Source organism: Lentzea sp. NPDC042327 (assembly GCF_040647275.1).
Lineage (GTDB): Bacteria > Actinomycetota > Actinomycetes > Mycobacteriales > Pseudonocardiaceae > Lentzea.
Window position 1 is genome coordinate 795,111 of sequence record NZ_JBEZBX010000001.1, and the last position, 24,852, is coordinate 819,962.

Here is a 24,852-nt window from a genome sequence, read left to right on the forward strand (position 1 = left end):
CCCGGGATGAACATCACCGAGGAGAACAAGCTCAAGGGCTCGCTGTTCATCGAGGCCTACGGCAGCCTGATCGACGGCATCAGCAAGGACGCCGAGAGCGAGACCGAGAAGGCCCTGGACATCACGTTCAACGCCATCGGCGCCGCCTCCGCCACGGTGATGCTCGCGATCGACCCGCTGGGCAGCATCATCGGTGCCGGCGTCGGCTGGCTGATCGAACACGTGTCGTTCCTGCGCGACGCCCTGAACCAGCTGATGGGCAACCCGGAGGAGATCCAGGCCAACGTCGAGGCGACCAAGGCCCGTGCCGCCGAGCTGCGCGTGCTGGCCGAGGACCACAAGAGCGGTCTCGCGACGTTCGACGGCTGGACCGGTCAGTCCTCCGAGCGCTTCAAGACGTCCATGGACTCCATGTACCAGGAGCTCGACGACCTGGCCAACGCCGTCGAGACCAAGGCCAAGATCACCGCGATCATGGGCATGCTGGTCACGGTGCTGCGCGACATCGTGCGCGACCTGATCGCCCAGCTGATCGGTTCGCTGATCGGTGGCGCGATCCTCGCCGCCGCCGCGATGATCCCGACGTTCGGCGCCTCGATCCCGATCTTCATCGGCTTCGCCGTCGGCAAGGCCGTCGCGCTCGGCGTCAACATCGCCTCGCGCGTCGCCCGCGTCGTCGCCGCGCTCGCCCGTCAGATGAAGCGCATCGGCGACCTCGACGAGATCATGAAGAAGGTCAGCAAGGGCTGGGAGCGGTTCGAGAACTCCGCCGACGCCGCCGAGATCACCTACGAGGGCTACAAGGCCCAGGACGGCGTCAACGACAAGATCGACGAGGCGCTCCAGAACAAGCAGGGCGGTGGCAGCGGCACGGCTCCGGGTGCCACCACCGGTGAGACCACCACGGGCACGACCGGCACCGCCACGGCGACGCTGCAGAACTCGGTGCGCCTCGCCGACGCCGAGCCGACGCAGGCCCGCATGGCGGTGCACCAGGCAGAGCAGTTGCAGCCGACCCATGCCGTGCGGGCGATGCAGGCGGAACCGCTCCAGGCGACTCACGCCGTGCGGGCCATGCAGGCGGAGCCGTTGCAGCCGACTCACGCCGTGCGGGCCATGCAGGCGGAGCCGTTGCAGCCGTTGCAGCCGTTCCAGCACGCCGAGCCGATGCAGCCCCTGCAGCGCGTTGAGGCGATGCACGCCGTCGAGCCGATGCAGGCCGTGCACCGCACCGAGGCGGTTCAGCCGTTGCAGCCCATGCAGCGCGCCGAGGCCGTGCAGGCGCCCATGGCGTTCCAGCGCGGCGAGGCCGTCGCAGCGCCCATGGCGTTCCAGCGCGCCGAAGCGGTCCAGGCCCCGATGGCGTTCCAGCGCGCGGAGGCCGTGGAGGCTCCTGTGGCGTTCTCCCGTGGCGTCGCTTCGGACTCCACGATGGTGTCCGGCGTCAGCATGACCTCGGGCGGCTCGCTGCACGAGGCCGTGCAGCCGATGCAGGCGCGTGAGGCCTACACGAGCGCGGACACGCAGTCCGAGCCGTTGCAGCAGACCACGGCCTATGAACCGCTCGCGCGCACGCAGGTGTCGCACGCGTACGACGGTCTCGAACCGTCGCAGCCGCGTGAGGCCTACTACGTCACGGGCATCGAGGCCGAGTCCGCCGTCTACGAGAACGTCAACCCGCTCGTGGCGAACGAGCCGTTGCGCGCGGTCGCCGCCTACGAGGTGGACGCTCAGGCCAGCGGTGCTGCGGCGGAGCCGGTGCAGCCGACGTTCCAGCGTTCCGTCCGGCCGACCGAGTAAGTCCAGCCAACAGCCGGGATCCGAGGTCCCGCCTTGTTCTGACGCAGTACTGGAGAAGCACCGCCCATGGCCAAGGGGAACGTCAATCCCAACCCGTCGCCGAACCCGGGAGCGAACCCGCCCCCCTCGGCGCCACCGGCCGGCACCGGTACGGGTGGTGGTCCCACCGGCAACAGCGGTTACTCCATGAGCGACTCCTCGATGCAGGGGTTGCAGAACAAGGCAGGCGACCTCGGGTCCCGCCTGGCGAGCATCTCGAGCGGCCTGCGCGGCCTGAGCTTCAGCGGCAACGCGCTCGGCCCCATCGGCCTGTTCGCGGTGCCCGCGCTCAACGCGTCCAACGACAACGCGGTCGCGCAGGCGGACAGGGGCGCCAAGGCGTTCACCGACGTCCAGTCCGGCCTGAAGGCCACGCACCAGACGTCGACCACGACGGACACCAACCAGAGCTCCAACCTCCGCTCGATCGACACGAGCACCAACGCGAAGCCGCCGGCCGGCACGACCGCGCCGCCGCCCTCCGGTCCGAGCACGTCGGGTGGCAAGGTCAGCGACCCGGGGTCGGTCAAGGGAGGCGGCAGCTCCACGCCGGGCCCGAACGGGCAGAGCGGCCCGAAGGTGTCCGGTCCCGGCGCGGTCAAGGGCGGTGGCGTCAACCCCAGTTCCACCCCCGGCCCGCAGGGCGGCGGCAAGGTCACCCCCACCCAGGGTCCCAAGGGGGGCGCGAACTTCACGCCGACCCTCGGCTCGGCGCCGGGTGGTGGCAAGGTCGGCGACGTCCAGGGTCCCAAGGGCGGTGGCACCAACCCCGGCTCCACCCCCAACTCGCAGGGCGGCGGCGGCAAGGTCTCCCCCACCCAGGCCCCCAAGGGCGGCGCGAACTTCACGCCCACCCTCGGCTCGGCACCGGGCGGCGGCAAGGTCGGCGACGTCCAGGGTCCCAAGGGCGGTGCCGGCTTCACGCCGACCGCCGGTGCCGCTCCGGCGGGTGGCAGCAAGGTCAGCCCCACCCAGGGCCCCAAGGGCGGCGGCGCGGGTTTCACGCCCAGCGTCGGCCCCACGCCGGCCGGCGGCGGCAAGGTCAGCCCCACGCAAGGCCCCAAGGGCGGCGCGAACTTCACGCCGAGCCTCGGCAAGTCGCCGGGCGGTCCCGCGGCCGGTGCGCCGCCGGTCGTCGGTGGCACGCCCGGTGCTCCCGGCGCCTCCGGTTCGAAGGGCGGCGGGTCCGGCGTCAAGAGCCCGGCGGCCTTCACGCCCTCCGCTCCCGGCAGCGCCGGCGGCAAGGGCGGTGCGACGCCTGGCGCGACCCCCGGCTCCACTCCCGGCGGCAGCGGGACCAAGGGTGGCTCCACTCCCGGCGGCTCCACCCCCGGCGGTGGCGCGAAGGCCCCCGCGGCGTTCACGCCATCAGCGCCCGGCTACAAGGACCCCGGTGGCGCGGCGGGCACCAAGCCGTCCACGGGCGTTCCCGGCTCGCAGGGCGCGGTGACGTCACCTCCGCGCGGCGGCGCGACGCCTCCCCCGATGGCGCCCGGCATGGCCCCGCCGGCGGGTGGCGCGACGCCGGGTGCGACCGGCGGCGAGCGCGGCGGCAGCAAGGTTCCGATCAGCGGTCAGAAGGGCGTGTTCGACGCGCCCAAGCCCTCCACGCCCGACAACACCATCACCAAGGCACCGGGAACGTCCCCCTCGACCCCGCCACCGGCGCCGAAGCCCAACGCCAACATCCCGCTGACGCCCGGTTCGACGCCCGGCTCCACCCCTGGAGGTTCGACTCCGGGCGGAGCGAACCCCGGTGGCGGAGCGAACCCCGGTGGCGGCGCCAAGGCTCCCGCGGCGTTCACGCCGTCCGCGCCCGGCTACAAGGACCCCGGCAACACCCCCGGCTCGCAGAGCGCCGTCAGCACCCCACCGCAGAGCACGGGCTCGCGTGGCGGCACGGCCCCGAGCGTGACGCCTCCCGCTGCGGGCGCACCCCCCGTGGCCCCGCCGATGGCACCAGGCGGAACCCCCGGCGCGACCGGCGGTGAACGCGGCGGCAGCAAGGTTCCGATCAGCGGTTCGAAGGGCGTGTTCGACGCGCCCAAGTCCCCCACGCCCGACAACACCATCACCAAGGCACCGGGAACGTCGCCCTCGACGCCGCCTCCGGCACCGAAGCCGACGCCGACGACCCCGCCTCCCTCCAGCACGCCGTCCGCTTCCCCGGCGGCGAACCCGAACACCGCGCCGCCCGCCCAGTCCCGGCCGGGCACGCCGCCCGTGTCGTCCCCGCCGGCGTCGCCCGCGCCCAACACCACCGTGCCGTCGCCGCGCCCGGACGCCACCCCGGCCGCACAGCCGCCGCGTTCCGACGCACCGCCCGCGCAGACGCGCCCGGCGCCACTGACCAGCGCACCGCCGGTCACAACGCCTGCGGCCAACGCTCCCTCGCCGAACCCGGCGACCACCGTGCCGCCGGCCAACACCCCGGCACCGCGCCCGGACACGACGTCGTCGACACAGCCGCCCGCGCAGACGCGCCCCGCACCACCGACCAGCGCACCGCCGGTCAACACCCCGCCGGTCAACACCCCACCGGTCAACACCCCGGCGGCTGCGACCACGCCGAAGCCCGAGACCAGCGCTCCGACGACCACGCCGCCACCCGCACAGACGCGACCGGCTCCCCCGCCTCCCACCGGCGTGACTCCAGCTCCTGCCGCGGCCGTGACCCCGAATCCCGCCACCGACTCCGGACGCGGCAGGCCCGAGGACGCGCAGCCCCGTCGTGCACCGGTCAACTTCAGCCGCCCGACGCCGCAGAACCCGGAGGCGGGTCCCGCGGGACAACAGGTCCCGGCGCCGATCAACTTCAGCCGCCCCACGAGGCACAACCCGCAGACGGGTCCCGTGGAGCAGCAGACGGCGGCGCCGATCAACTTCAGCCGCCCGACGAGGCACAACCCGCAGATGGGCCCTGCACAGCCGCAGACGCCGGCTCCCATCAACTTCAGCCGCCCCACGAGGCACAACCCGCAGATGGGCTCCGCAGACCCGCAGGCGTTGGCCGACTACGGGGACATAGTGATCGGCTACGACCACGAGATCGCCGTGGCGGAGGGCATCGCCGGCCCGGACCACGACGCGATGGTGGACCACCTCGCCAACCGCGAATCGGCCTACGACCTGCTCGACTCGATCATCGACGACTACACCGGCCCGGTGACGACGCGGGACTACGAGTTCGCCAGTGACGGTGTCGAGCCGCAGTTCGTCTGGCAGGGCACGAAGGTGGTGCTGGAACCGCGTCCGGGTCAGTTCCCGTCCGTGGTGCCGGTGGTGGAGACGGGCGTGGCGGCGAAGCCGGAGATGATGTTCTCCTCGGACAGCAGCCTCGCTCTGCCGCTTGCTCGTGGCGGCAACCAGTTCAGGGAGTTCTACGCGACACCGGAGGTGATCGCGGACGCTCAGGCGCGGTTGAAGGAGGTGGGCAGCAAGCTCGAACTGAAGGTGGCACCCGGCAACACGGTGCGTCATGGGGACACAACGCTGCTCATGGTCAAGCCGCACTTCGCGAGCAGGCCGCCCGGAGTGTGCAGCGAGTTCTCCCAAGGCATCATCGGTGGCACGCACAGCCAGGCGGTCATGCGGCCACCGGATGGTGCGCCGGTCGTCGCCAAGGTCGGCAACGGCGGTCCGCTGAAGTTCAACGGAATGCACGAGATGGCCTTCGCGCTCGCCCACGCGGCGAGGCAACCCTCGTCACCGTCCACCACGCTCGCCCCGCAGCAGGTGGCCGACGCCATGGTCGCCCCCTCGACGAACCCACCGCCGGTGGGTGCTCAGTACGGCTCCGCGCTGATGCCGGGCACCGAGCAGCGGGCCAAGCTCGACGAGGCGGCCGAACAGCTGGGTGTCAACCAGTTCGCCTGGGCCAAGCCGGGCGAGGCGTACATGATCCAGTCGATCGCGGCCCCCGATCCGGCTGGCGCCAACTACGGTCTGAACTACACCCGCACGGGTGACGGGCAGCAGCTTCCGCAGGTGTGGGGCTACCACCTCGGTTCGGTCGTGGTGAACAGCGCCGCGGACGACATGCAGATCAGCGTCGAAACCGTTCGGCAGGGCGGTTACCGCAAGGAGCTGCTGAACCAGGCGATCGGTGAGAACCTGCGCAGGCACCAACACGAACTTCCCGGTATCGAGGCGGAACTTCGCAAGCAGCCACCGGGGACGGTGGACGCGGAACTCATGCTCGCCGAGGCGCTCACGAAGATCCAGGACAGCCGTGCGGCCCTCGCCGACCCCTCGGTCCAGGGCGGCGATCGCCAGAGCGCGGAGACCACGCTGAACCAGGCCACGTTCCAGGCGCGGCTGGCGATCAACAAGATCGCGGGACCTCAGCTGCCGCAGCCGGGTGAGATGTGGTTCTTCAACGACTACAGCAAGCAGCCCGGCCAGTCGTTCTTCGACAAGTGGGGCCATGTCGACGACGTGAACACGCCAATGCAGTTGGCGAACCCGTTGGTGGCTGTCACGACGTCTCACCAGAACACGACGAGCTACCAGGTGCCGATGGGCGAGACCAAGGACCTGGACGCGGAGCAGGTCGCGGCCGGCGTGCAGAAGTTGCCCGGAAACGCGACCAGCATGCTGACCGGTCTGGCGCAGCAGACAGTCGAAGCGGCGCTGTGGCGGCATCGCAACGGAATGCCCCTGCCTGAGATCCAGTTGCACGGCTACAGCAACAACCTCCTCAACAGCGACGCGGCAAGTCAGCAACGCGCTGATGTGGCCGCCGCGTGGACCAGGTCCGAGGTCGCGCGTCTGCTGGACGAGCTGCAACGCGACGTGCCGCCCGAGCGGCGGCTGGATGCCGGGCAGATCCGCGTCGATCCGATCTCGCACGGTCGCGAGGTCCCTCCGGACTCGAAGAACCCCAAAACCGATCGCCGCAACGTCCGCGCGGAAGTGGTCATCCCGGACACCACGACTGCCGATCGACAGTCGGCCCCCCGCGACATCCCCGTTGCCGACGCCACGAACACCGCGGCGGACATCAGGGAGAAACCGCTGCCCCCGCTGCCCGCGGAGGCGTTCGCGGCGGAGAGCAGCCGTGGCGGTGCGGACACGAACGCACTCAGGCCTGCTCCGGCCAACACCGGAGTCCCGGGTCAGGGCCGCGACGGCGGTGTGCCGCCGGTCCCGTCCACGTCATCCGCCGGCACGGCCACGAACACCACAGCGGACGGCAGTGGGAAGTCCGTGCCCACGCCGCCTCCGCTGCCCGCGAAGCCGTCCGCGGCGGAGAGCAGTCAGGGCGGTGCGGGGACGAACACGCCCGGTGCTGCTCCGGAGACTTCCACGGAGCCGAAGAAGGTCCGCGGCGGTGGCGCGCCGCCGCGGATGACGCCGCCCACTCCGGAGTCGCACCAGGGCAAGGACGTGCTGTCCGACGAGTCGTGGCGGCACGACCCCGCCCGGACCGCGGAGTGGTCCGAACCGGACAGCCCGGCTGACCGCAGCACGTGGGCCGATCGCCGCAACGACACCGACGTCCGCACCGTCGACCTCGACGTCCGCGACGTGCGCACCGACAGCACGCCGTCGAAGATCGAGGCCTACAAGGGCCTGATCAACTACGATCTGCGGCGCATCGAGACCAGCCCCGGCAAGTTCGTGCAGGAATACACCGTCAAGGTCCACCTCGAACCAACCGGCAAGACCACCGCCGAACAGCTCGCGCAGATCAGGGACAACGCCACCAACGGCGTCAACAACCTGCTCAACCAGGGTTTCCGGCTGCCCAGCGGCGACCAGTTCCACGTCAACCTGGAGTTCACCGACAACAAGGCCGACGCCCACACCACCGTCCAGGTCGACCCGAACGACCCGAAGGTCAACCAGGACCACTGGAACCCCGACACCAGTCCCGAGGTCCTGGCCCATGAAACCCTGCACTACCTCGGCATCCCGGACGAGTACAAGGACACGACCCGGGTCCTGCAGCAGCACGAGACGAACTCCGGCGTGCACGAGAACGACGGCGGCCTCATGGGCTCCGCCGTCCACCTGCCCGACCCCGGCATCCTGCCCCGTCACCTCTGGCTGATCGAACGCACCGCGAACAGCCAGGTCATGGTCCCGGACACGAGGCTGGAACCGCCCGGTCCCGCCACCGTGCCGCCGCCCGCGGGCTGGACGCCCAAGCCACCGTCGAGCGACGGCCCGGTGTCCGCGCCCGGCACCGACGGCACCGTCGACACCGGGACGGACTCGGATTCGAGCCTCGACACCGACCTCGACCTCGAAACCAGGCCGGCGACCATGCCCGGCCGGTTCTTCGACTCGGACAGCGACGTCGACGTCGACGTCGCTGTCGACGCCGCCGCCGCCGCCCGTCCGAACCAGACGCACCTGCCGAACCTGGACCGCGTCGGTCTGGTCGAGTCGGTGCTGCGCAGTGCGGCGTTCCAGAACGCGCCGGTCCCGAACGCCTCGCCGCTGGTCGGTTCCACCGACGTCAAGTCCACTGTGGACACAGTGCTCGGCGATGTCCGGCAGAACCCGCGCAACCACAACCACTCCGGTCTGACCCCGCCCGCTCTGGCGAAGTGGGTGGCGAACCAGGTCAGCCAGGAGACCCTGGCGAAGTTCCACCCCGACCTGGAGCCGAACCTCCCCGGCCTCACCGCCGACGCCAAGGCCGACCAGTGGCGGGCGAACCTCGCCGACGACCTGGCGAACGGGTCGTCGAGGCGCTGGGACGTCGTGAACGCCGGTCCCAAGGCCGCCGGCACGAACCCCGGCGACGTCGAGGTGATCAACCACCTGACCCAGCAGCTGAAAGCGAACGGCGCGTTGCCGTCGCCCGCCGACCTGGTGGACAAGGCGCTGCAGACGCCGTCGTGGGCCGACTCCCACGTCGGCTCCCACCTGCCGGCGTCGATCGCGCAGGCGTTGGACGTGCAGCTCGTCGTCGACAACAACGGCGTGCAGACCGTGCACGGCCCGGGCGGCGCGACGCAGGTGCAGATCAGCTCGCAGAACGGCACCTTCGGCGCGCTCGGTGCCCCGTCGGCCCAGGAGGTCCGCGCCGGCATGGAGGCGTGGCTCGCGGGCAAGTCCTCGGCGGAGGTCAACCAGACCATCGCCGATCTCTACAAGGGCCGCCAGGACGAGGGTCTCTACAAGGCCGCGCAGACGGTCCAGCTCGTCAAGCGCGCGGCCGCGCACCCCGGTGGCCCGCAGGCGTTCGTGAACGCCCTGCGGGAACGGGCCTCGACCCTCGAGAACCGCATCGCGGAGGTGAAGTCCCAGGCACCCCGCCAGCCCAGCCTGTGGAAGACGCCGCAGCACACCGCACAGCTGGCGCAGATCGACGCGCAGGTCAAAACCCTCACCGACCTCCTCGACAGCACCAACAGCCAGATCGAGACCATTGCCGCGCAGGGGCCCGCGCTGGGCACCACGCACCTCATCGACAAGTTCGTCGCGGGACCGAACGCGGACAAGCTCGAACACGTCCCCGCTGACGTGCTCCCCCGGCTCGACAACCAGCTGACCGCGCAGATCACGGCGGCCGAGAACGCCGGGTTCGACGCCTCGGACCTGAAGGTGTTGCAGGAGCGGGTGCGCAACGAGGCGGACGTGCGCATCGTGATCAACCACGCCTCCACGCGTGGCCTGGACGGCCTGAGCGCCCAGTTGGAGGACGCCAAGGAGGCGTTGCAGAACTACCGCGACGGCAAGTCGTCGACCACGGGTGTCCAGGGCTTCCTGAACCAGATGCTCGGGCACGAGGTCGACACCTCCGTCGACTTCGACCAGAAGATCGCCCAAGCCGAAGCCCTGGTGCAGCAGGCAGAGCGCAACCTGGCGTTCACGAATGATCCCGACTACGGCAACCGCTTCGAGAAGGCCGCGGAGAAGTACGCGCAGCTGCAGGCGACGATGCAGCGGTTGGAGCGGTTCAACGCCGAGCTCGATGCGCGTGCGGAACGCCTGCGCGATCTCGGGGTCAGGACTCGCGAGTTCCAAGCACGCCAGCTCGCCCGCGCTCTCGAAGAGCAACGCACGCAGCGGGACACCGCAAGCATTTACAGCGCTCCCGGTTTCGACACGCAGTCGGATGTCGACGCACGGTCCGACGCCGATGCGCAGTCCGACGTGGACGCGCGGCCGGACAACCGCGTGCTGACCCCGCGGCACGAGCACGCGGCGTTCCGGGCCTCGCTGTACGGGAAGTCGCAGGCCGAGCTCGCCGATCTGGCCGCGCAGCACAGCACCCACCCGGACCGCTCGTTCGAGATCGAGCAGATGTCCCGCTACCAGGAGATCGCCCACAAGGAAGGCGGCCTCCAGCAGCACCTGCGGGACCTGCAGAGCGAGATCCGCCAGACCCGCGAGGAGGCCCGTGACCTCAAGCGGACCACCGACGCCCTGCCGGACGTGTTCAAGTCCGAGCTGATGCGCACGGACCAGGCGCAGCGGCAGGCGGAGCAGCAGCGGCTCACCGACCACGCACGCCAGCTCGACCAGGAGCTCATGCGGCTGCAGTACGACCGCACCGACGCGCTGACCACCTACGCGCTCAACCTGCCCGCCGACACGACGGCACCCGAGTGGCAGGCGGTGACACCGGCCGACGCCGAGATCATCGAGAACCGCGTCACCGACCTGATCCGTGACGCGCGCATCGGCGGTCTCCCGACCCCGGAGCTCGACCGCCTGTACGACCAGATCCGGGAAATCCGGATGATGGAGACGCCGTCGCCGTCCCGGCCCGACACGCCGGTGCCGTCCCGGCCCGACACGCCGACGGCCGAGGTGGACGACTCGGCGTCCGTCCGATCGGACGACCCCTCGTCAGCTGGTTCGGACACCGACGCGCGGGACAGCGACACCGTCCCGCCGGTCGAGGCCCGGCAGGAGCAGGCCGCCCCCGCGGCCGAGCCGCGGCCGTTCATGCAGGACCCGTCGGCACGGTCCGCGGCCCCGGACATGGACCTCGTCGTGCCCGGTGGCTTCGGCCCCGTCCACGAGGGCACGCCGCAGCGGTCGTTCGAGGCGTCGCTGTACGGCCTGGACACCGCGGCGCTGCGGGACCTGCAGCAGACGTACGGCCGTGACGCCGCGCGCTCGGCGGCGATCGAGCACATGATCGAGGTGTCCCGGCAGGCGGGCCCGCCCGCGATCCACGACCAGCGCACGCAGATCGCCGAGCAGCGCCTCGACGAGATGAAGACGGCCCGCGACCGGTGGAACGCATCGGACCTGGTGCCCGACCGCCTCAAGACCCAGGCGATGCTCGACGAGCAGGCGGCCAGGCGGGCGGCAGCGGACCGCCAGGTCGAGTACTACCAGCAGCGGGTCGACCAGCTCACGAACAACCGCGACGCCGCTCTCACCACGCACGCGCTGCAGCTGCCGGCCGACGTGGACGCGCCGGCCTGGCGGCACTTCGGCGACGCCGACCTCGCGGCCGTGCGGAACCACGTCGACCAGCAGATCCGGGACGCGCAGGCGGGTGGGCACAACACCGCTCACCTCGAAGCCTTCCTCGACTTCACCACCGAGCTCCAGGAGACGCGTCAGAACGAGGACGCGGACACCCGTCCCGCGCCCGAACCGGACACCCGTCCCGCGCCGCCCAGGCCGACGCCCAACCCCGTCATCCCGATGACGACGATGGCGCCACAGCCGGTCGGCCAGCTCCCGGACACGAACCTGCCGAGCTTCTTCCAGGACAACAAGGCGCTCGGCTCGATCGTGCCGACCGACGTGCGCGGCGCGGACGCGGTGGTGCGGGAGATCAACGGGCTGAAGCCCGACGACGCCGCCCGCATCAAGAACGCGATCGAGAACGACTTCGAGACGTTCCTCGGCGACGGCCGCAACTTCCAGGTGAAGATCGGCAACGCCTGGTTCGAGGCGAACGTCCGCGCCGAGATGCACGCGGACGGGAGCAGCACCACCGACGCCGCGACCACGAAGGTCGACAAGAACTACCAGGCCGCCGCCGCGTCCACGACGACGAACAGCATCTCGACGTCCAACGACGTCGGCGGTGCGGTGACGGCCGGCGTGGCGATGGGACCGTACGGCTCGCTGGGTGGCAAGGCCGCGCTCGCGACACCCGCGGTGTCGCAGGCCACCAGCACCTCCGTCACCGAGCAGCGTGCGATCAAGGGATCGGACTCCGGGTCCAAGAAGATCACCGTGCCGGTCTCGTACGAGATCACGCTGTACGACGCGTCGGGCAACCCCACGCTGTTCTCGACGCTCAGCACCGGCCCCGACGTGACGCTGCAGGTGCCGACGGACCTCAGCACGATCGTCGACTCCGGCAAGTCCTCCGCGGCGGTCACGCCGTCCGACGCGGCGTGGGGCGTCAAGGCGGAGAACGTCGTGCCGGAAGCCGTGGTGGTCAAGGACTCCGGGAAGCTGTTCAACGACGTCGCGGAGAACCTGCACCCGTCGATCACCAAGATCGGTTCGCCGGGGCGCGAGGCGCTGCAGAACTTCCTGAGCCCGACCTCGATCCGCAACAACCTGCCCGCCATGCTCGGCGGCTTCGTCACCTCGCCGGACCTCATCAGCCCGCACGCCGGCAAGGGCGCCGCGGTGCAGATGAAGGCGACGCTCAAGGACGCGAAGCTCGTCGGCACGCACGCCGACGCGGCGCTGGACCTCAAGGACACCTTCTCCTGGGGCAGCAGCGTGTCCGCGGCCAGCAAGACCGGGTTCGACGTCACTGCCGGCTTCGGGGGCAACATCGGTGTCCCCGGCCAGGTCGGCGGCACCGTCGGCGCGACCGGCGGGTACTCCGCGCGCACCGCGGAGGGCGTCAACGCGGGGACGAGCTCCAGCCGCAAGTCCGGCATAGGGGTCAAGGCCGAGACCGGTCTGTACGAGGTCACCGCCGAGGTCGAGGTCCAGGGACCCGCGGGCAAGCCGGTGACCATGGAGGTCACGACCCACATGCGCATGGGTCTGGGCGAGGCCGGCTCGGTGGGCCTGCCGACCGTGGGCAGCGCCCTCAACACCACGACCGACCCGGCGACCGCGGACACCAGGTTCCTGCCGCCCTACGTCGCCGACACGCTCGCCGCGGGCAACGCGAAGGTGGGTGAGTTCGTGCCCGCGACGCAGGTGCAGGGCCAGGTCGAGACGAAGCTGCGCGAGCTGCCCGGGTTCGAGAAGTTCCTGCCGAAGTGGAACAACCCGGACGCGAACCCCCGCTCCAGCAAGGGCCAGGGGTTCGGTGACGTGGCCGTGCAGCTCGCGAACCAGCGCAAGCTGGACGCCAGCCTGTCCCCGGCCGCGCTGAAGGCGAACATGGACAGCCTGCTCGGTCCGGGCGTCCAGGTGCAGCTGAAGAACTCCGGCAAGACGACGAACACCTACGTCAACGTCACGGTCAAGGCGAAGCTGACCAACCCGAAGCACCTCGGCAAGGCCGAGGGGCGCGCGGTCAGCGACTCCACCACGAGCGGCCCGAAGCTCGACGCCAACACCAGCACCACCAAGGGCTGGACCGGTGGCATCACCGGCAGGGCCAACATCCCGGTGAAGACCGGCGTCGCCTCGCTGACCCCGATGCCGCAGGCCGGTGTGTCCTACAGCCACTCGTGGACGGACAAGACCTCGGCGGGACCGGCGGTGAGCGCCACCTCGTCGAACCCCGGCAGCGCGGACGCGCAGGTGTTCCAGGGCGACGTGGAGTTCGAGGTCGAGATCACCACGTTCACGCGGCCCCGGACGTGGGTCCGCACGATCGTGCCGGGCGCGCCCGGTCAGCACGCGCCGGACGTGAAGACCGTCGCCAAGACCGGCGCCGGCCTGAGCAAGATCGACGGCAAGGTCAACCTGTGGGTGTCGGACTCCTCGACGCTGAAGGACGACCCCGGTGACGGTTTCAAGCCGGGTGATCCGAAGGCCACGCCGATCGGCAACTCCCCGACCGTCAAGGACCTGCTGAACCCGGGAGAAGCCCGGCAGAAGTCGCCGGAGTTCCTCCACGTGGAGGCGGTCGCCAACACGACGGAGCTGCGGGACCAGGCGATCGACGCGCTCAACCGCGCGGCCAAGGGCGACTCGGCGCTCACCACGCCGGGCACGGCGTCACGGGCGCAGATCGACAAGATGTTCGCCCCGGAGAACATCAAGGCGAACCTGCAGCGGCTCATCGAGACCGGTGTGCAGGAGCAGGGCCTCAAGTACGACCGCCGCGTCACCGACCGCTCCGGCGCGATCGGCATGTCGGTCAAGCTCGGTGCGGCGAAGCTGGTGTCCATCTCGGACGCCACCGGCACCGACAACTCGGTCAGCGGTGGGTACAAGGCCGGTGGGTCGTCCACGACGAGCCGGTCGGTCGACCTCGTCGCCGGCATCAACGTCCCGGTGCGTCCCAACGTCACCCCGCCGCCCGCCGGCCAGCCGTCGAACCCCAGCGGGTCCGGCGGTGTCGCGGTCACCGGCAGGTGGACGCCGTGGTCGGACAACAAGACCACGTCGAACGAGATCGGCGGCAACGTCGACCGCGGCCGGACCACACCGGACGACGCCAGGACCGTGCTGGTCCAGGTCGACGCCGAGTTCACGATCGTCGGTGAGAGCCGCGCCGAGAACTTCGTGCACGGCGGCACGCCGAACGCCGAGGGCGTGAAGGTGGACCTGCCGAAGTCCGTCTTCGTGCGGGTGTCCGAGGACGTCGCGCGGGAGATGGGCGTGCTGCCGAAGGTGGCGCCGAACGTCCCCAAGCCCGAGTTCCCGAAGATGGCGCCGCCGTCGACGGTGGCTCCGGGCGAGCCCGGCGCGCTCGGGCTGTCCAACGTGGAGAAGGTCCCCGACCTCTCCGCGGCGGTCAACGAGCTCACGACGAAGCTGTCCACGAACACCAAGAAGTTCGGCAGCGCCCCGCTGATCCCGGACTCGGTGCTCAAGGACTCGATGAGCAACCTGCAGCGCATCGTCGACCTCAACTCGCCGTCGAGCGTCAAGGCGATGATCGACAGCGCCCTGGACGGCGGCGTGCCGCTGCTGGTCCACCAGCCCGGCACGTTCGGCAAGGACTCCTACCAGGTCACGCTGCGGGCGAAGACGGGCGAGCCGAAGTTCGACCAGGTCGTCAACGACGGCGTCGACATGTCCCACAACGACGGCGGCTCCCGCAAGGACGGCGACGGCGAGGGCCGCGGCACCGGCTGGGGCCTCGGCCTGCGGGCGCCCGGCCTCGCCGCGCCGGGGAGCGCGAACCCGAACGTCTCCGGCACCGCGGGTCTCAGCGCGATCGCGAACGTCGGCTCCGCCGAGAGCACGTCGGTGACGACCTCGACCAGCACGGCGTTCGGTCACAACCGCACGGCGAGCGGTCCGGCGGCGCGCTACACCGTGCCGGTCGAGTTCGAGCTCGTCGTGGAGAAGGGCGCCAAGGAGGTCGCGAAGGTCCGCAGCGCCGAGCAGGACATGGTCGTCCGCACGCACGCGGACAACCAGAAGGTCTCGGCGCCGACGACCGGTCGCGGCGCCCCGCAGCCCTACATGTCGGCGGCGAGCAGGCGTGGCAGCGAGTTCGGCACGCCGGACGCGACCTACGCGTTCCAGCAGGACAGCCGGGCCACCCAGCTGCCGGCGACCGCGTCGGTGGAGAACCTGCGCGGCGCGGGCGACCTGCGCGACGCCGCCGTGAAGGCGATGACGGAGGCCGGTGCGGGCAAGGGCCTCACCGGCAAGGGCACGGGCTCGCTCAACAGCCTGCTCTCGACCCTCAGCCCGGAGAACCTGCAGCCGCACCTGCCCGCGATGCTGTCCGGACCGCTCGACGTGCCCGGCCTCAAGGAGGCGGCGCTGACGTTCGGCCAGGACGCCGACGTCAAGGTCTACGCGAAGCTCGTGAACCCGCAGCTGGGCTCGCTCAGCGACGGCGTCAAGATCGAGACCCCGCTGATCACCAAGACGACCGACGTCTCCAGCGAGGCCAAGGTCGCCGACTCCTCCGACGTGGCCGTGGGCCTCGCCCAGGGCAGCGCGGCGGTCAAGCAGGGCGACCCCGCGGACACCGTCAACGTCGGCTCCGGTGGCGTCGAGCTGAGGCACGCGAACGAGGAGTCGTCCGCGGTCTCCGGCGGCCCGGCGCAGGCGCAGGGCGGCGGTGTGAAGCCCAAGGACCCGTCGCGCACCGGTCTCGTGCAGTTCGACGTCGAGTACCGCGTCGTCGCGACGGTCGGCGGCAAGACCGGCGTCGTCGACCTGACGGTGCCCGGCTCGGCCGGCGTGCGCATGCCCGCCACCGAGGTCGAGTCGATGCTGAACCAGAACTTCAGCGACTCGTTGAAGGACGCCCAGACCGAGGTCAAGAAGACGGCCGACGACTGGCGCGAGGCGGAGAAGAAGGTCGACGAGGCCCGGCACGAGGCCCAGGAGGTCATCAACTCCGCGGCCGCGGTGCTGGCGAGGACCGACCAGCCGCTGGGTGACGCCGCGACGAAGCTGAACACGGCGATCGAGAACCACGTCAACGCCGAGGCCGAGCTCCGGACGCGGCAGACGGCGTTCGACACCGCCGTGGCGGACGTCGCGCAGACCCGCGCGGCGATCCAGGACCTGACGCCGCAGATCTCGTCGCTCAGCCAGGACGCGCTCACGACCAAGGACGCCCTGGACGACGCCCAGATCAGCGGAGCGCCGAAGGCTGAGCTGGACCGGCTGGGCCAGGAGGCCGACGCGGCGCACACCGCGTTGACCGACGCCCAGCAGCAGCTCACCGACGCCCACGCGCAGCTCGACGTGCAACGCAAGGCCGCCGTCGACGCCCGTGCGGAGCTCCAGGCGCAGCAGAAGGCCGTCGCCGACGCCGAAACCGCCCGCACCACCGCCGAGGAAGCCCACAAGGCGCTCTCGGCCGAGCGCGCCGCGGCCGAGAACAAGATCAAGGAAGCGGAGACCAAGCTCGACGACGCCCGCAGGGCCGCGGACGCGGAGCAGAAGAAGTGGTGGGACGCGAAGGCGGAGGCGGACCGCCAGGTCGACCTCTACAACTCGACCCCGCCCGCACCGCCGACCCCACCGGCGCCGTCGGCACCGCCCGCACCGTCGGGCCCGCCCGCCCCGCCGGCCCCGTCCGCGTCACCTGGCGACGCGAGCACGAGCACGCCTCCCGGCAACGCGACCACGGGCACGCCTGGCCGCGACGCGACCACGGACACGCCTCCCGGCAACGCGACTACGAACACACCTGCCCGCGACGCGACCACGAACACGCCTCCCACCGGCGCGGCCACGAACACGCCTCTCGGCAACGCGACCACGAGCACGCCTGCCCGCGACGCGACCACGGACACGCCTCCCACCGGCGCGGCCACCAACACCCCACCCGCCGACGTCACCAACACCGCGGCGGGTGCGAGCCAGAAGCCGCTGCCCACGCCGCCTTCGCCGCCCGCGGAGTCGTCTGCGGGCAACGAAGGCAGCCGCAGCAGTGCGGAGACGGGCACACCCAGTCCTCAGGTCGCCGCACCGGCCACCCGCAGCAACGCCGAGGCGTCACTTCCGCGACAGACCACGGTGATCACGGGCCCTGCGGACGTCCAGCCCGCGGCGCCGAGCCCCACCGTGCACTCGACGACCGCTTCCGCCGAGGCCAAGGCCGAGGTCGAGGCTGAGCCGCAGGCCATGCTCGACAACGAGCCCGAGGCCGCAACCACGGACCCCAGGACGAACGAAGCACCACCAGCCACGTCGACTCCTGACACCACCGACAACCCGCACGCCGGCCCAAGCGAACCGCCACGCGAGACCACCGAACCCGGCGCGGCAACGACCGCTTCCGCCGAGGCCGAGGTCGAGGTCGAGGTCGAGGTCGAGGCTGAGCCGCAGACCGTGCTCCACAACGAGCCCGAGACCGCGACCCCAGACCCCAAGACGAACGAGGCACCACCAGCCACGTCGACTCCTGACACCACCGACAACCCACACGCCGGCCCAAGCGAACCGCGACGCGAGATCACCGAACCCGGCGTGGCGACGACACCGGAGCAAAAACCCGAGGCCGAGATCGAGGCCGAGCCGCAAACCGTGCCCGACAACCCGCACGCCGGCCCAAGCGAACCACCGCGCAAGACCACCGAACCCGGCGCGGCAACGACGCCGGAGCAGGAAGCCGGCGCCGCGGCGGTCAGCAGCGCGCTCACCGGTCCCCCGGCGGACCAGGACGCAACCGGGTCCAGCCGTGCCGGTGGTGCGGGTGAGCGGACGACCCCAGGTAAACCGGTCGAGCCGCAGCTGCCGGAACCGGACCTCGGCAAGCCGTTCGTCGAGGACCTCTTCGACGAGATCGACGCCAAGACGTCCGCCGCGCCGCGTCCCGCGCAACCGCGGGACTCCGTGCAGTGGCGGGTTCCGGACGACGCCGCGCCGCTCACCCCTGACCGGCTCGAAGGGGAGTTCGGCATCCCCAAGCGCAACCAGGAGCGGTTCCAGAACTTCGTCGACCGCTTCAACATCGTGCTGGACGTCCGTCCCACGAACCCGGACTCCGTTCGCTGGCTCCACGACGGCGCGATGCCGAAGCCCAAGGACATCAAGGCGAAGACCATCAACCAGGCCGACGTGCTGCTCGGTGCCGACGCGGAGCACGTCGGGCTCGTCGGGTTCTTCCAGCCGGACCCGAACCCGGACCTCTCCGGCGTCGACCCTGCGATGCGGGACAAGGTCGCCAAGCGCTTCCACGAGCGCACCGCCGAGTTCGCCGAGCTGATCGGCACGATGGAGCAGTACGAGCAGGAGGGCAAGTTCAAGGTCATCGACGGTGTCGTCCACGGGTCGAACTCGCGGGGCGACCTCATCTGGATGACCGGTGACGCCGACATGTACGGCATGTACGACCCGGAGGGCAACCGGCTCGGCGAGGAGGACTACGAGAGCATGGTCTTCCTGCTGGTCAACCGCAACGTGGGGGTCCAGCACGGAGCACACCTGTACTGGGACCCGGCCACCGACTTCGACCGGAAGATCTTCGACACGATCGTCAACAGGCACGTGACCGAGGAACCGCTGGTCCGGTTCAGCCCTGGCCGGTCGGCATCCCTGGTGCTCGCCGACCCGGTGTCACCGCGCGTCGACTCGGTGCCCCCGCTCGCCGACCCGGTGCCACCGCTCGCCGACGCCGACGGCCAGGTCGCGCCGACCGGTTCCGGAGGACCCGAACAGCCCGAGGTGGCGGAGGCCGCCCCGTCGAGCCGGCTCAGCGAGTACGAGGAACACGTCAGCAGCACGCGGCGGCACCTGCGGCACCTGGCGTTCGACGTGCTCAACCGGCCCGCTCCCCCGCCCGTCACCTCGGACGGCCTGTACGCGGCGGTCGCGGAGGTGGTGCGCCAGGACCCGGCAGCCCTGCGCGCGCAGGTGCTGAACCAGGCCGCCACCACCGCGGCGGTGAGCCGGGCGGTCGCGGACTTCACCTCGTTCAGGCCGGCTCACACCGGACACCTGACCGGTGCGCTCGTCGAGAACGCCAACTGGGCGCTGCACCCCGACGCGAACGAGAACACCGGTGCGGGGAACGCGCGCGACCTGCTCGGCCACCTGATCGCCACCCGGCTGGGCACGACCTTGGTGGTCCACCAGGGCACGGGCACCGCACCGCTGGTGCTGGCACCGATGGGCGAGCACACCGGAGCTCCCGTCGAGGTCGACGTGGTGGTGGTCGACGGTCGCGTGACCTACCGGCCTCACCAGCCACTTCAGCCGGGCAGGTGAGTGCGTTAGCGTGACCGGCGTGGACGAGTTCGCGCAGGCTCTCCGGACGGCGATCACGAATCGCGGTCTCGGTCTGGAGCGCCTGCGCGAGCACCTCTCGCACAACGGCGTCTCCGTCTCGATGGCGACGCTGAGCTGCTGGCAGACCGGTCGCAGGCGGCCAGAGCGGCAGAAGTCGCTGCAGGCCGTCGTCCACCTCGAGCACATCCTGCGGGTGCCTCCCGGCCACCTGTCGGAGCTGCTCGACCCCCCGCGCTCACGCGGCCGCTGGCTGCGCGGGGCGCCGGCGCCGGTGTCGGCGTTCTGGCCGGTCCCCGCGCCCGTCGAGCACGCCCTGCACGACCTGGACACGCAGTGGGACGACCAGCTCCTGCGCGTGAGCCAGCAGGACTTCGTGACGATCGGAGCGGACCGCACCGAACGGGTCTTCCGCTCCCGGCAGGTGCTGTCGGCGTTGATGAACGGGCCCGACCGGTGGGTCGTGATCCTGCACGCCGACGACCGCGACCGCCCGCCGCCGCTGGTCAAGGCCTTGAAGAATTGCACGGTCGGACGGGTCGTCCAGGAGCCGGCCGAGGGGTTGCTGGTCGCGGAGCTGCTGTTCGAACGGCCGCTGCGCAAGGGTGAGAGCGTCGTGGTCGAGCACGAGATCGTGAACCAGGCGCCCTGTCCTCCCGCGACGAGCTACGAGCGCAAGTTCCGCCTGCCGACGCGGGAGTACGTGCTCGAGGTGACGTTCGAGGGTGCCCCTCCCGCCTCCGCCGTCCAGCTCGCGGACGGGTCCGAGGTGGCTCCCGGGCGCACGTTGCTGGACGTGGCTTTGAACGTGCGGCCCGGTGTGCGCGGGTTCAGCTGGTCGTGGTCCTAGCGCGACATCGCCGAACGCGCGGAACGGCTGTTCCCCCGTGCCTCGGGAGAACAGCCGTCCTGCGTCGACCGTCCGGTGTGGACTCTCAGCCGATCTTCTCGATCAGTGCCCTGCGGATCAGGAACTTGCCGGGCTCCCGCACCTGTTCGAAGGCGGCGTTGTTCAGCAGCGCGCAGCTGCCGGACACCGACGCGACCTTCACGGTGGTGGACTTGTCGTTGTCCAGGTTCGTCACCTTGAGCGTGGTGCCGATCGGGAACTCACCGCTGGACGCGGCGGGCGCGCCACCCTCGCCGGACAGCGTGACGGTCGAGCCGGCGCAGACCTGCTGCCCGGACGCGCCACCGTTGCCCTGACCGGTGCCGGGCTGCTGGGGAGCGGGCTGGGCCGTCGCCTGGCCCTGGTCGGCGTTGCCCGCGCCACCGTCACCCGCGCAGCCCGCCGCCTTGCGCCGCTGCTGGATGAGGTTGACCACGGCCTGCCGGTTCGCGATGCGCGCCTCGGACTGCGCGTCCGGGTTCGCCTTCTGGCCCGCGATGAAGGTCAGGTTGTTCTGCAACGCCTTGGCGAGCCCGCCGCAGTCCTCACCGGACGTGGCGGCCTGGCCCTTCTCGGGTTGCGCCTGGACGTTGCCACCACAACCGGCGGCAGCACGTCGCTGGTTGATGAGGTTCACGACCGCCTGGCGGTTCGCGATGCGGGCGTCCGACTGGGCGTCGGGGTTCGCCTGCTGACCGGCGATGAAGGTGAGGTTGTTCCGCAGCGCCTGGTCCAGTCCGCCGCAGTCCTCGGCCGCGTTCGAGTTGGTGCCGCCGAAGGCGAAGATGCCACCGGCGACAGCGGCGACCGCGAGCACAGCGCCCGCGCCGATCATGGCGGGCTTGCGGTGTCGAGCGCCCATCCTGTGTCTCCTCGGGGTGGATCGGTGTTGTACCGATGACTACGGGGAGATCACGGGGCGGGTTCAGAATTCGGTTGTGGGCAAAGGGTTTTAAATCGGTTTAAGGTCCGTGGAATTCTGCGCGGTCAGCCCGACTCCGCGACCTTCTTCAACCGCTCCAGCGTCGCCTCGATGTTCCGCTGGTTCGTCACCGCCCGGTCCTTGACGCCGGTGGCCAGCCGCGTGATCGGCACGTACCACCCCGGCCGGCGGTCCCAGGTCGACTCGGTCACCCGGCACCCGCCGGCGGTCGGCTCGATGTCGTACTGCCAGCGCGCCACCGCAAGCCCCAGCGACCTCACCTCGAACGCGAACCGGGTCACGGAGCAGTCCGTCACCGTGGAGGTCGTCGGCCACACCCGCCGTCCGCGCCGGTTGACGCCGCGGAACCGCGCGCCGACCGACGGGCCGGAGCCGTCCAGCCACTTACCGCCCGCGTACTCCTCGGCGACGCCGCTCAGGTTTCGCAGGTCACTGACCAGTTCGAACACTCGCTGCGGTGAGGCGGCGACATCGACGTGCGCGGTGGCGTCCGGGGTCATGCAGGCGAACCTACTACGGGTAGGTTCGCTGCACCAGCAGCTGATCTCCTGCTGATCAGTCCGTACCCCGGACGACCCCCGCTGCCGGGTTTTCTTCCTCGTCGTCGAACCATTCCGGCCGCAGCGGAACACTGCACAGCGTGGGGAAGTCGTCGAGATCCGGTGCACCGCCGCGCAACTGCTCTTGAACGCTCATGGTCACTCCTGGTGAAATCCCCCGCTGGCTTTGTTGAACGATGGCAATGAATGTAGTCGAAAAGGGTGTGACCCAGATCGCTGAGTTCCACGGGGTGGAACGCGGGTTCTCCGCCGGCTCGGCTCACTCCGCGGACGGCACGAGGAAGCGGGACACGCTGCGCAGCTTCTCCCGCGTCTCCTCCAGTTCCCGTTCAGGGGTGGACTGGGCGACGATGCCCGCGCCTGCCCGCAGCCAGATGTCGCCGTCGCGGCGGAACACGCTGCGGAGGACGAGAGCCGCGTCGATGGCGCCGTCCTGGTCGACGGTCAGCACGGCGCCGCTGTAGAGGCCGCGCGGCTGCGTCTCGGCGCGCCGGATCAGCTCGCACGCGGAGGCCTTGGGGATGCCGGACGCCGTGACCGCGGGGAAGAGGGCGGCGAACGCGTCCCAGCCGGTGCGGTCCGGTGCGAGCGAACCCGAGAGCTGGGAGGCGAGGTGTTGCACGCTGCCGCGTTCCTTCACGCTCATGAACTCCTCGACGCGGACGGTCGACGGTCTGCACACGGTCGACAGCTCGGTCGCGGCCAGGCGCACCGAGATCGCGTGTTCGAAGACCTCCTTGGCGTCGCGGTAGAGCTCGTCACGCCGCACCCGGTCGGCTTCGTGATCACCGAAGAAGGCGCGCGTGCCGGCCAGCGGCTGGGTGACCACCTCGCCCTTGGAGCTCACGCTGATCACGATCTCCGGGCTGAACCCGAGGACCTCCCAGCCTTGAAGGCGCAGGAGGAACGATCGCGCCGGGTTGTTGGCAAGACGGCCGGTGAGGTACGTCGTGGGCATGTCGATGTCTTCCTGCACCGGTACCACACGGGAGAGGATCACCTTGTCCAGCGCGCCGGAGCGGATCTCCGCGATGCCCGCCGCGACCGCGGCCCGGTAGCTCTCCGCGTCGTGGCCGTCGACATCGACCTCGACGCGCGCCTCCGCCGGCTCGACCCCGCCGGTCAGCACGGCAGCCGCGAGCCGCGACTCCAGCGCGTTCACGTCCGCCGCGGTGAGTGCGCGCAGGAGGGCGATGCCGTTCTCGAAGCGCACCTCACGCCGCGGGATCATCAAGGTGACCGTGTCGGTCGTCGGCGCGTCGTCCAGTCCGTACAACGCGTAGGACAGCTCGAAGGTGGCCCAGCCGTAAGCGCGCCAGTTGTCGACGTCGACCTCCGCGAGCCGGGTGGCGAGCGCCGACAGCGGTTCGCCCGCCCGCGTGGTGACGGTCGCATGGGCGCCCTCACCCCAGCAGATCGAACCTTGGTTCTCGTAGAGCACGTTGTCCTCGGTCGACGTCGCCGCGAGCGTGGCAGCCACGCGAAGAGGATCGGCCGGCAGTGCGACGTGACGTTCCCAGTACCTCAGTGCAGTTCTCCTAGGTCGAGTCGGTTCGCAGCTCGCCCGCATCCGGGCGCGTGGGTCGTGGTGGCTCAGGCCGCAGCCGGGTTGTCCACCCACAGCCGCACGGGGCCGCGGAAGCACGCGTTCTCGTGGTAGCGCACGACTTCACCGTCCGCGAGCCGGAGGTGGGGCAGGCGTGCCGTCAGCTCCTCCAGCACGACCCGCATCTCCAGCCGAGCCAGCGGGGCACCGAAGCAGGCGTGGATTCCCCTGCCGAAGGTGAGGTGCTGCTGGGGGTTCGACCGGTGGACGTCGAACCGGTCCGGGTCGGCGAACCGTGCCGGGTCGTGGTTCGCGGAACCGATGAGGAGCAGGAGCTTGGCCCCCGCCGGGACGGTGACCCCGCCGATGTCGACCTGCCTGGTGGTGATCTTGCGCCAGGTGTGCAGGCTCGGGTCGAAGCGCAGACCCTCCTCGACCGCGTTCGGGATCAGCGACGGGTCGGCGCAGATCGCCTCCCACTGCTCCCGGTGCGTGAGCAGCCGCTGCAGCGTGCTCGACGACGCGTTGGTGGTGGTCTCGTGGCCGGCGAAGCTCACCGCGTGGATGACGTTGACGATCTCCTCGACCGACAGCGCGGCGGGATCCGCGAGGTGCGAGCGGAGCAGGTCGCTGGTGAAGTCGTCCCGCAGGTCCTCCTTGCGCGCGGCGACGAAGTCCGTGCAGTACCGCCAGTACTCGACCATCCTTTCCGCGATCCTGACCTGTTCGTCCGGTGTGGACCGTCCCCAGGTGAAGGCCATGCGGTTGAGGGCGAGCGCCTTGAGCGCTTCCGAGTCCGACTCGGGAAAGCCGATCAGGCTGAACACGATCTTGGCGGGCAGTGGTGCCGTCAGCTCGTGCACCAGGTCGAACCGCGACTTCGAGGCGGCACCGTCGAGCAGTTCGGTGGTGCAGGCGCGGATGACCGGTTCGAGCCCCGCGATCCTCCTGGCGGAGAACGCCTTGACGTTGAAGGCGCGCACCCTGGTGTGCTTGGGCGGGTCGCAGTTGGAGACGGTCGGGGTGGCGTGGAACCCGGCGTCGAGGATCTCCTTCGCTTCCTGCGCAAGCGGGTAGAAGGGCGTCTGGGTGATCGCACCGGAGAAGCTCTCGTGATCGGTGAGGACGCGCTTGACGTCCTCGTGCCGGGTCACCGGCCACATGTCGAGCTGCGGTTCGTAGAAGACCGGGCTTTCCTCGCGCAGGGTGGCGAGCGCCGGGTACGGGTCGGCGAGGTAGTCGGGAGCCAGCGGGTCGAACCGCCCTTGCACAGGGCAACGACCCGTGCTGCTGTTCAGCATCTCATCTCCACGGAGTTGGCTGGGTGAACCGGAAGCCCGGAGGAACAACCGCT

Annotated in this window: 8 protein-coding genes; 3 read left to right on the plus strand and 5 right to left on the minus strand. The window is 70.7% G+C overall.

The features are described from left to right. The first annotated feature begins 6 nt into the window (after positions 1–6). The 3 genes from AB0A63_RS03315 to AB0A63_RS03325 all read left to right on the plus strand — a co-directional run bounded on the left by AB0A63_RS03315 (position 7) and on the right by AB0A63_RS03325 (position 20,410). Entirely contained in the window at positions 7–1,800 is a 1,794-nt protein-coding gene (locus AB0A63_RS03315) for a hypothetical protein (protein ID WP_360384771.1), read from the plus strand. Positions 1,801–1,986: 186 nt separating this feature from the next. Further along, positions 1,987–19,542, plus strand: a complete 17,556-nt coding sequence (locus AB0A63_RS03320) for a hypothetical protein (protein ID WP_360384773.1) — start codon at positions 1,987–1,989, stop codon at positions 19,540–19,542. 19 nt (positions 19,543–19,561) lie between these two features. Next, positions 19,562–20,410: an XRE family transcriptional regulator gene (locus tag AB0A63_RS03325; RefSeq protein ID WP_360384775.1), complete on the plus strand. Its 849-nt coding sequence runs from the start codon at positions 19,562–19,564 to the stop codon at positions 20,408–20,410. 85 nt (positions 20,411–20,495) lie between these two features. Here AB0A63_RS03325 and AB0A63_RS03330 read toward each other — a convergent pair whose 3' ends face one another. The 5 genes from AB0A63_RS03330 to AB0A63_RS03350 all read right to left on the minus strand — a co-directional run bounded on the left by AB0A63_RS03330 (position 20,496) and on the right by AB0A63_RS03350 (position 24,799). Then, positions 20,496–21,077, minus strand: a complete 582-nt coding sequence (locus AB0A63_RS03330; RefSeq protein WP_360384998.1) for a hypothetical protein — start codon at positions 21,075–21,077, stop codon at positions 20,496–20,498. 359 nt (positions 21,078–21,436) lie between these two features. Next, a complete protein-coding gene (locus tag AB0A63_RS03335) occupies positions 21,437–21,892 on the minus strand; it encodes an SRPBCC family protein (protein WP_360384777.1) in 456 nt (151 codons plus the stop codon). Between the two features lie 55 nt (positions 21,893–21,947). Beyond that, positions 21,948–22,088, minus strand: a complete 141-nt coding sequence (locus AB0A63_RS03340; protein ID WP_360384779.1) for a hypothetical protein — start codon at positions 22,086–22,088, stop codon at positions 21,948–21,950. 123 nt (positions 22,089–22,211) lie between these two features. After that, the gene (locus tag AB0A63_RS03345; RefSeq protein ID WP_360384781.1) at positions 22,212–23,432 is read right to left on the minus strand and encodes a salicylate synthase; all 1,221 of its coding nucleotides are present in this window, start codon (positions 23,430–23,432) and stop codon (positions 22,212–22,214) included. Positions 23,433–23,545: 113 nt separating this feature from the next. Next, on the minus strand, positions 23,546–24,799 hold the full coding sequence (locus tag AB0A63_RS03350; RefSeq protein ID WP_360384783.1) for a cytochrome P450: 1,254 nt from the start codon (positions 24,797–24,799) through the stop codon (positions 23,546–23,548). Positions 24,800–24,852: the final 53 nt, after the last annotated feature.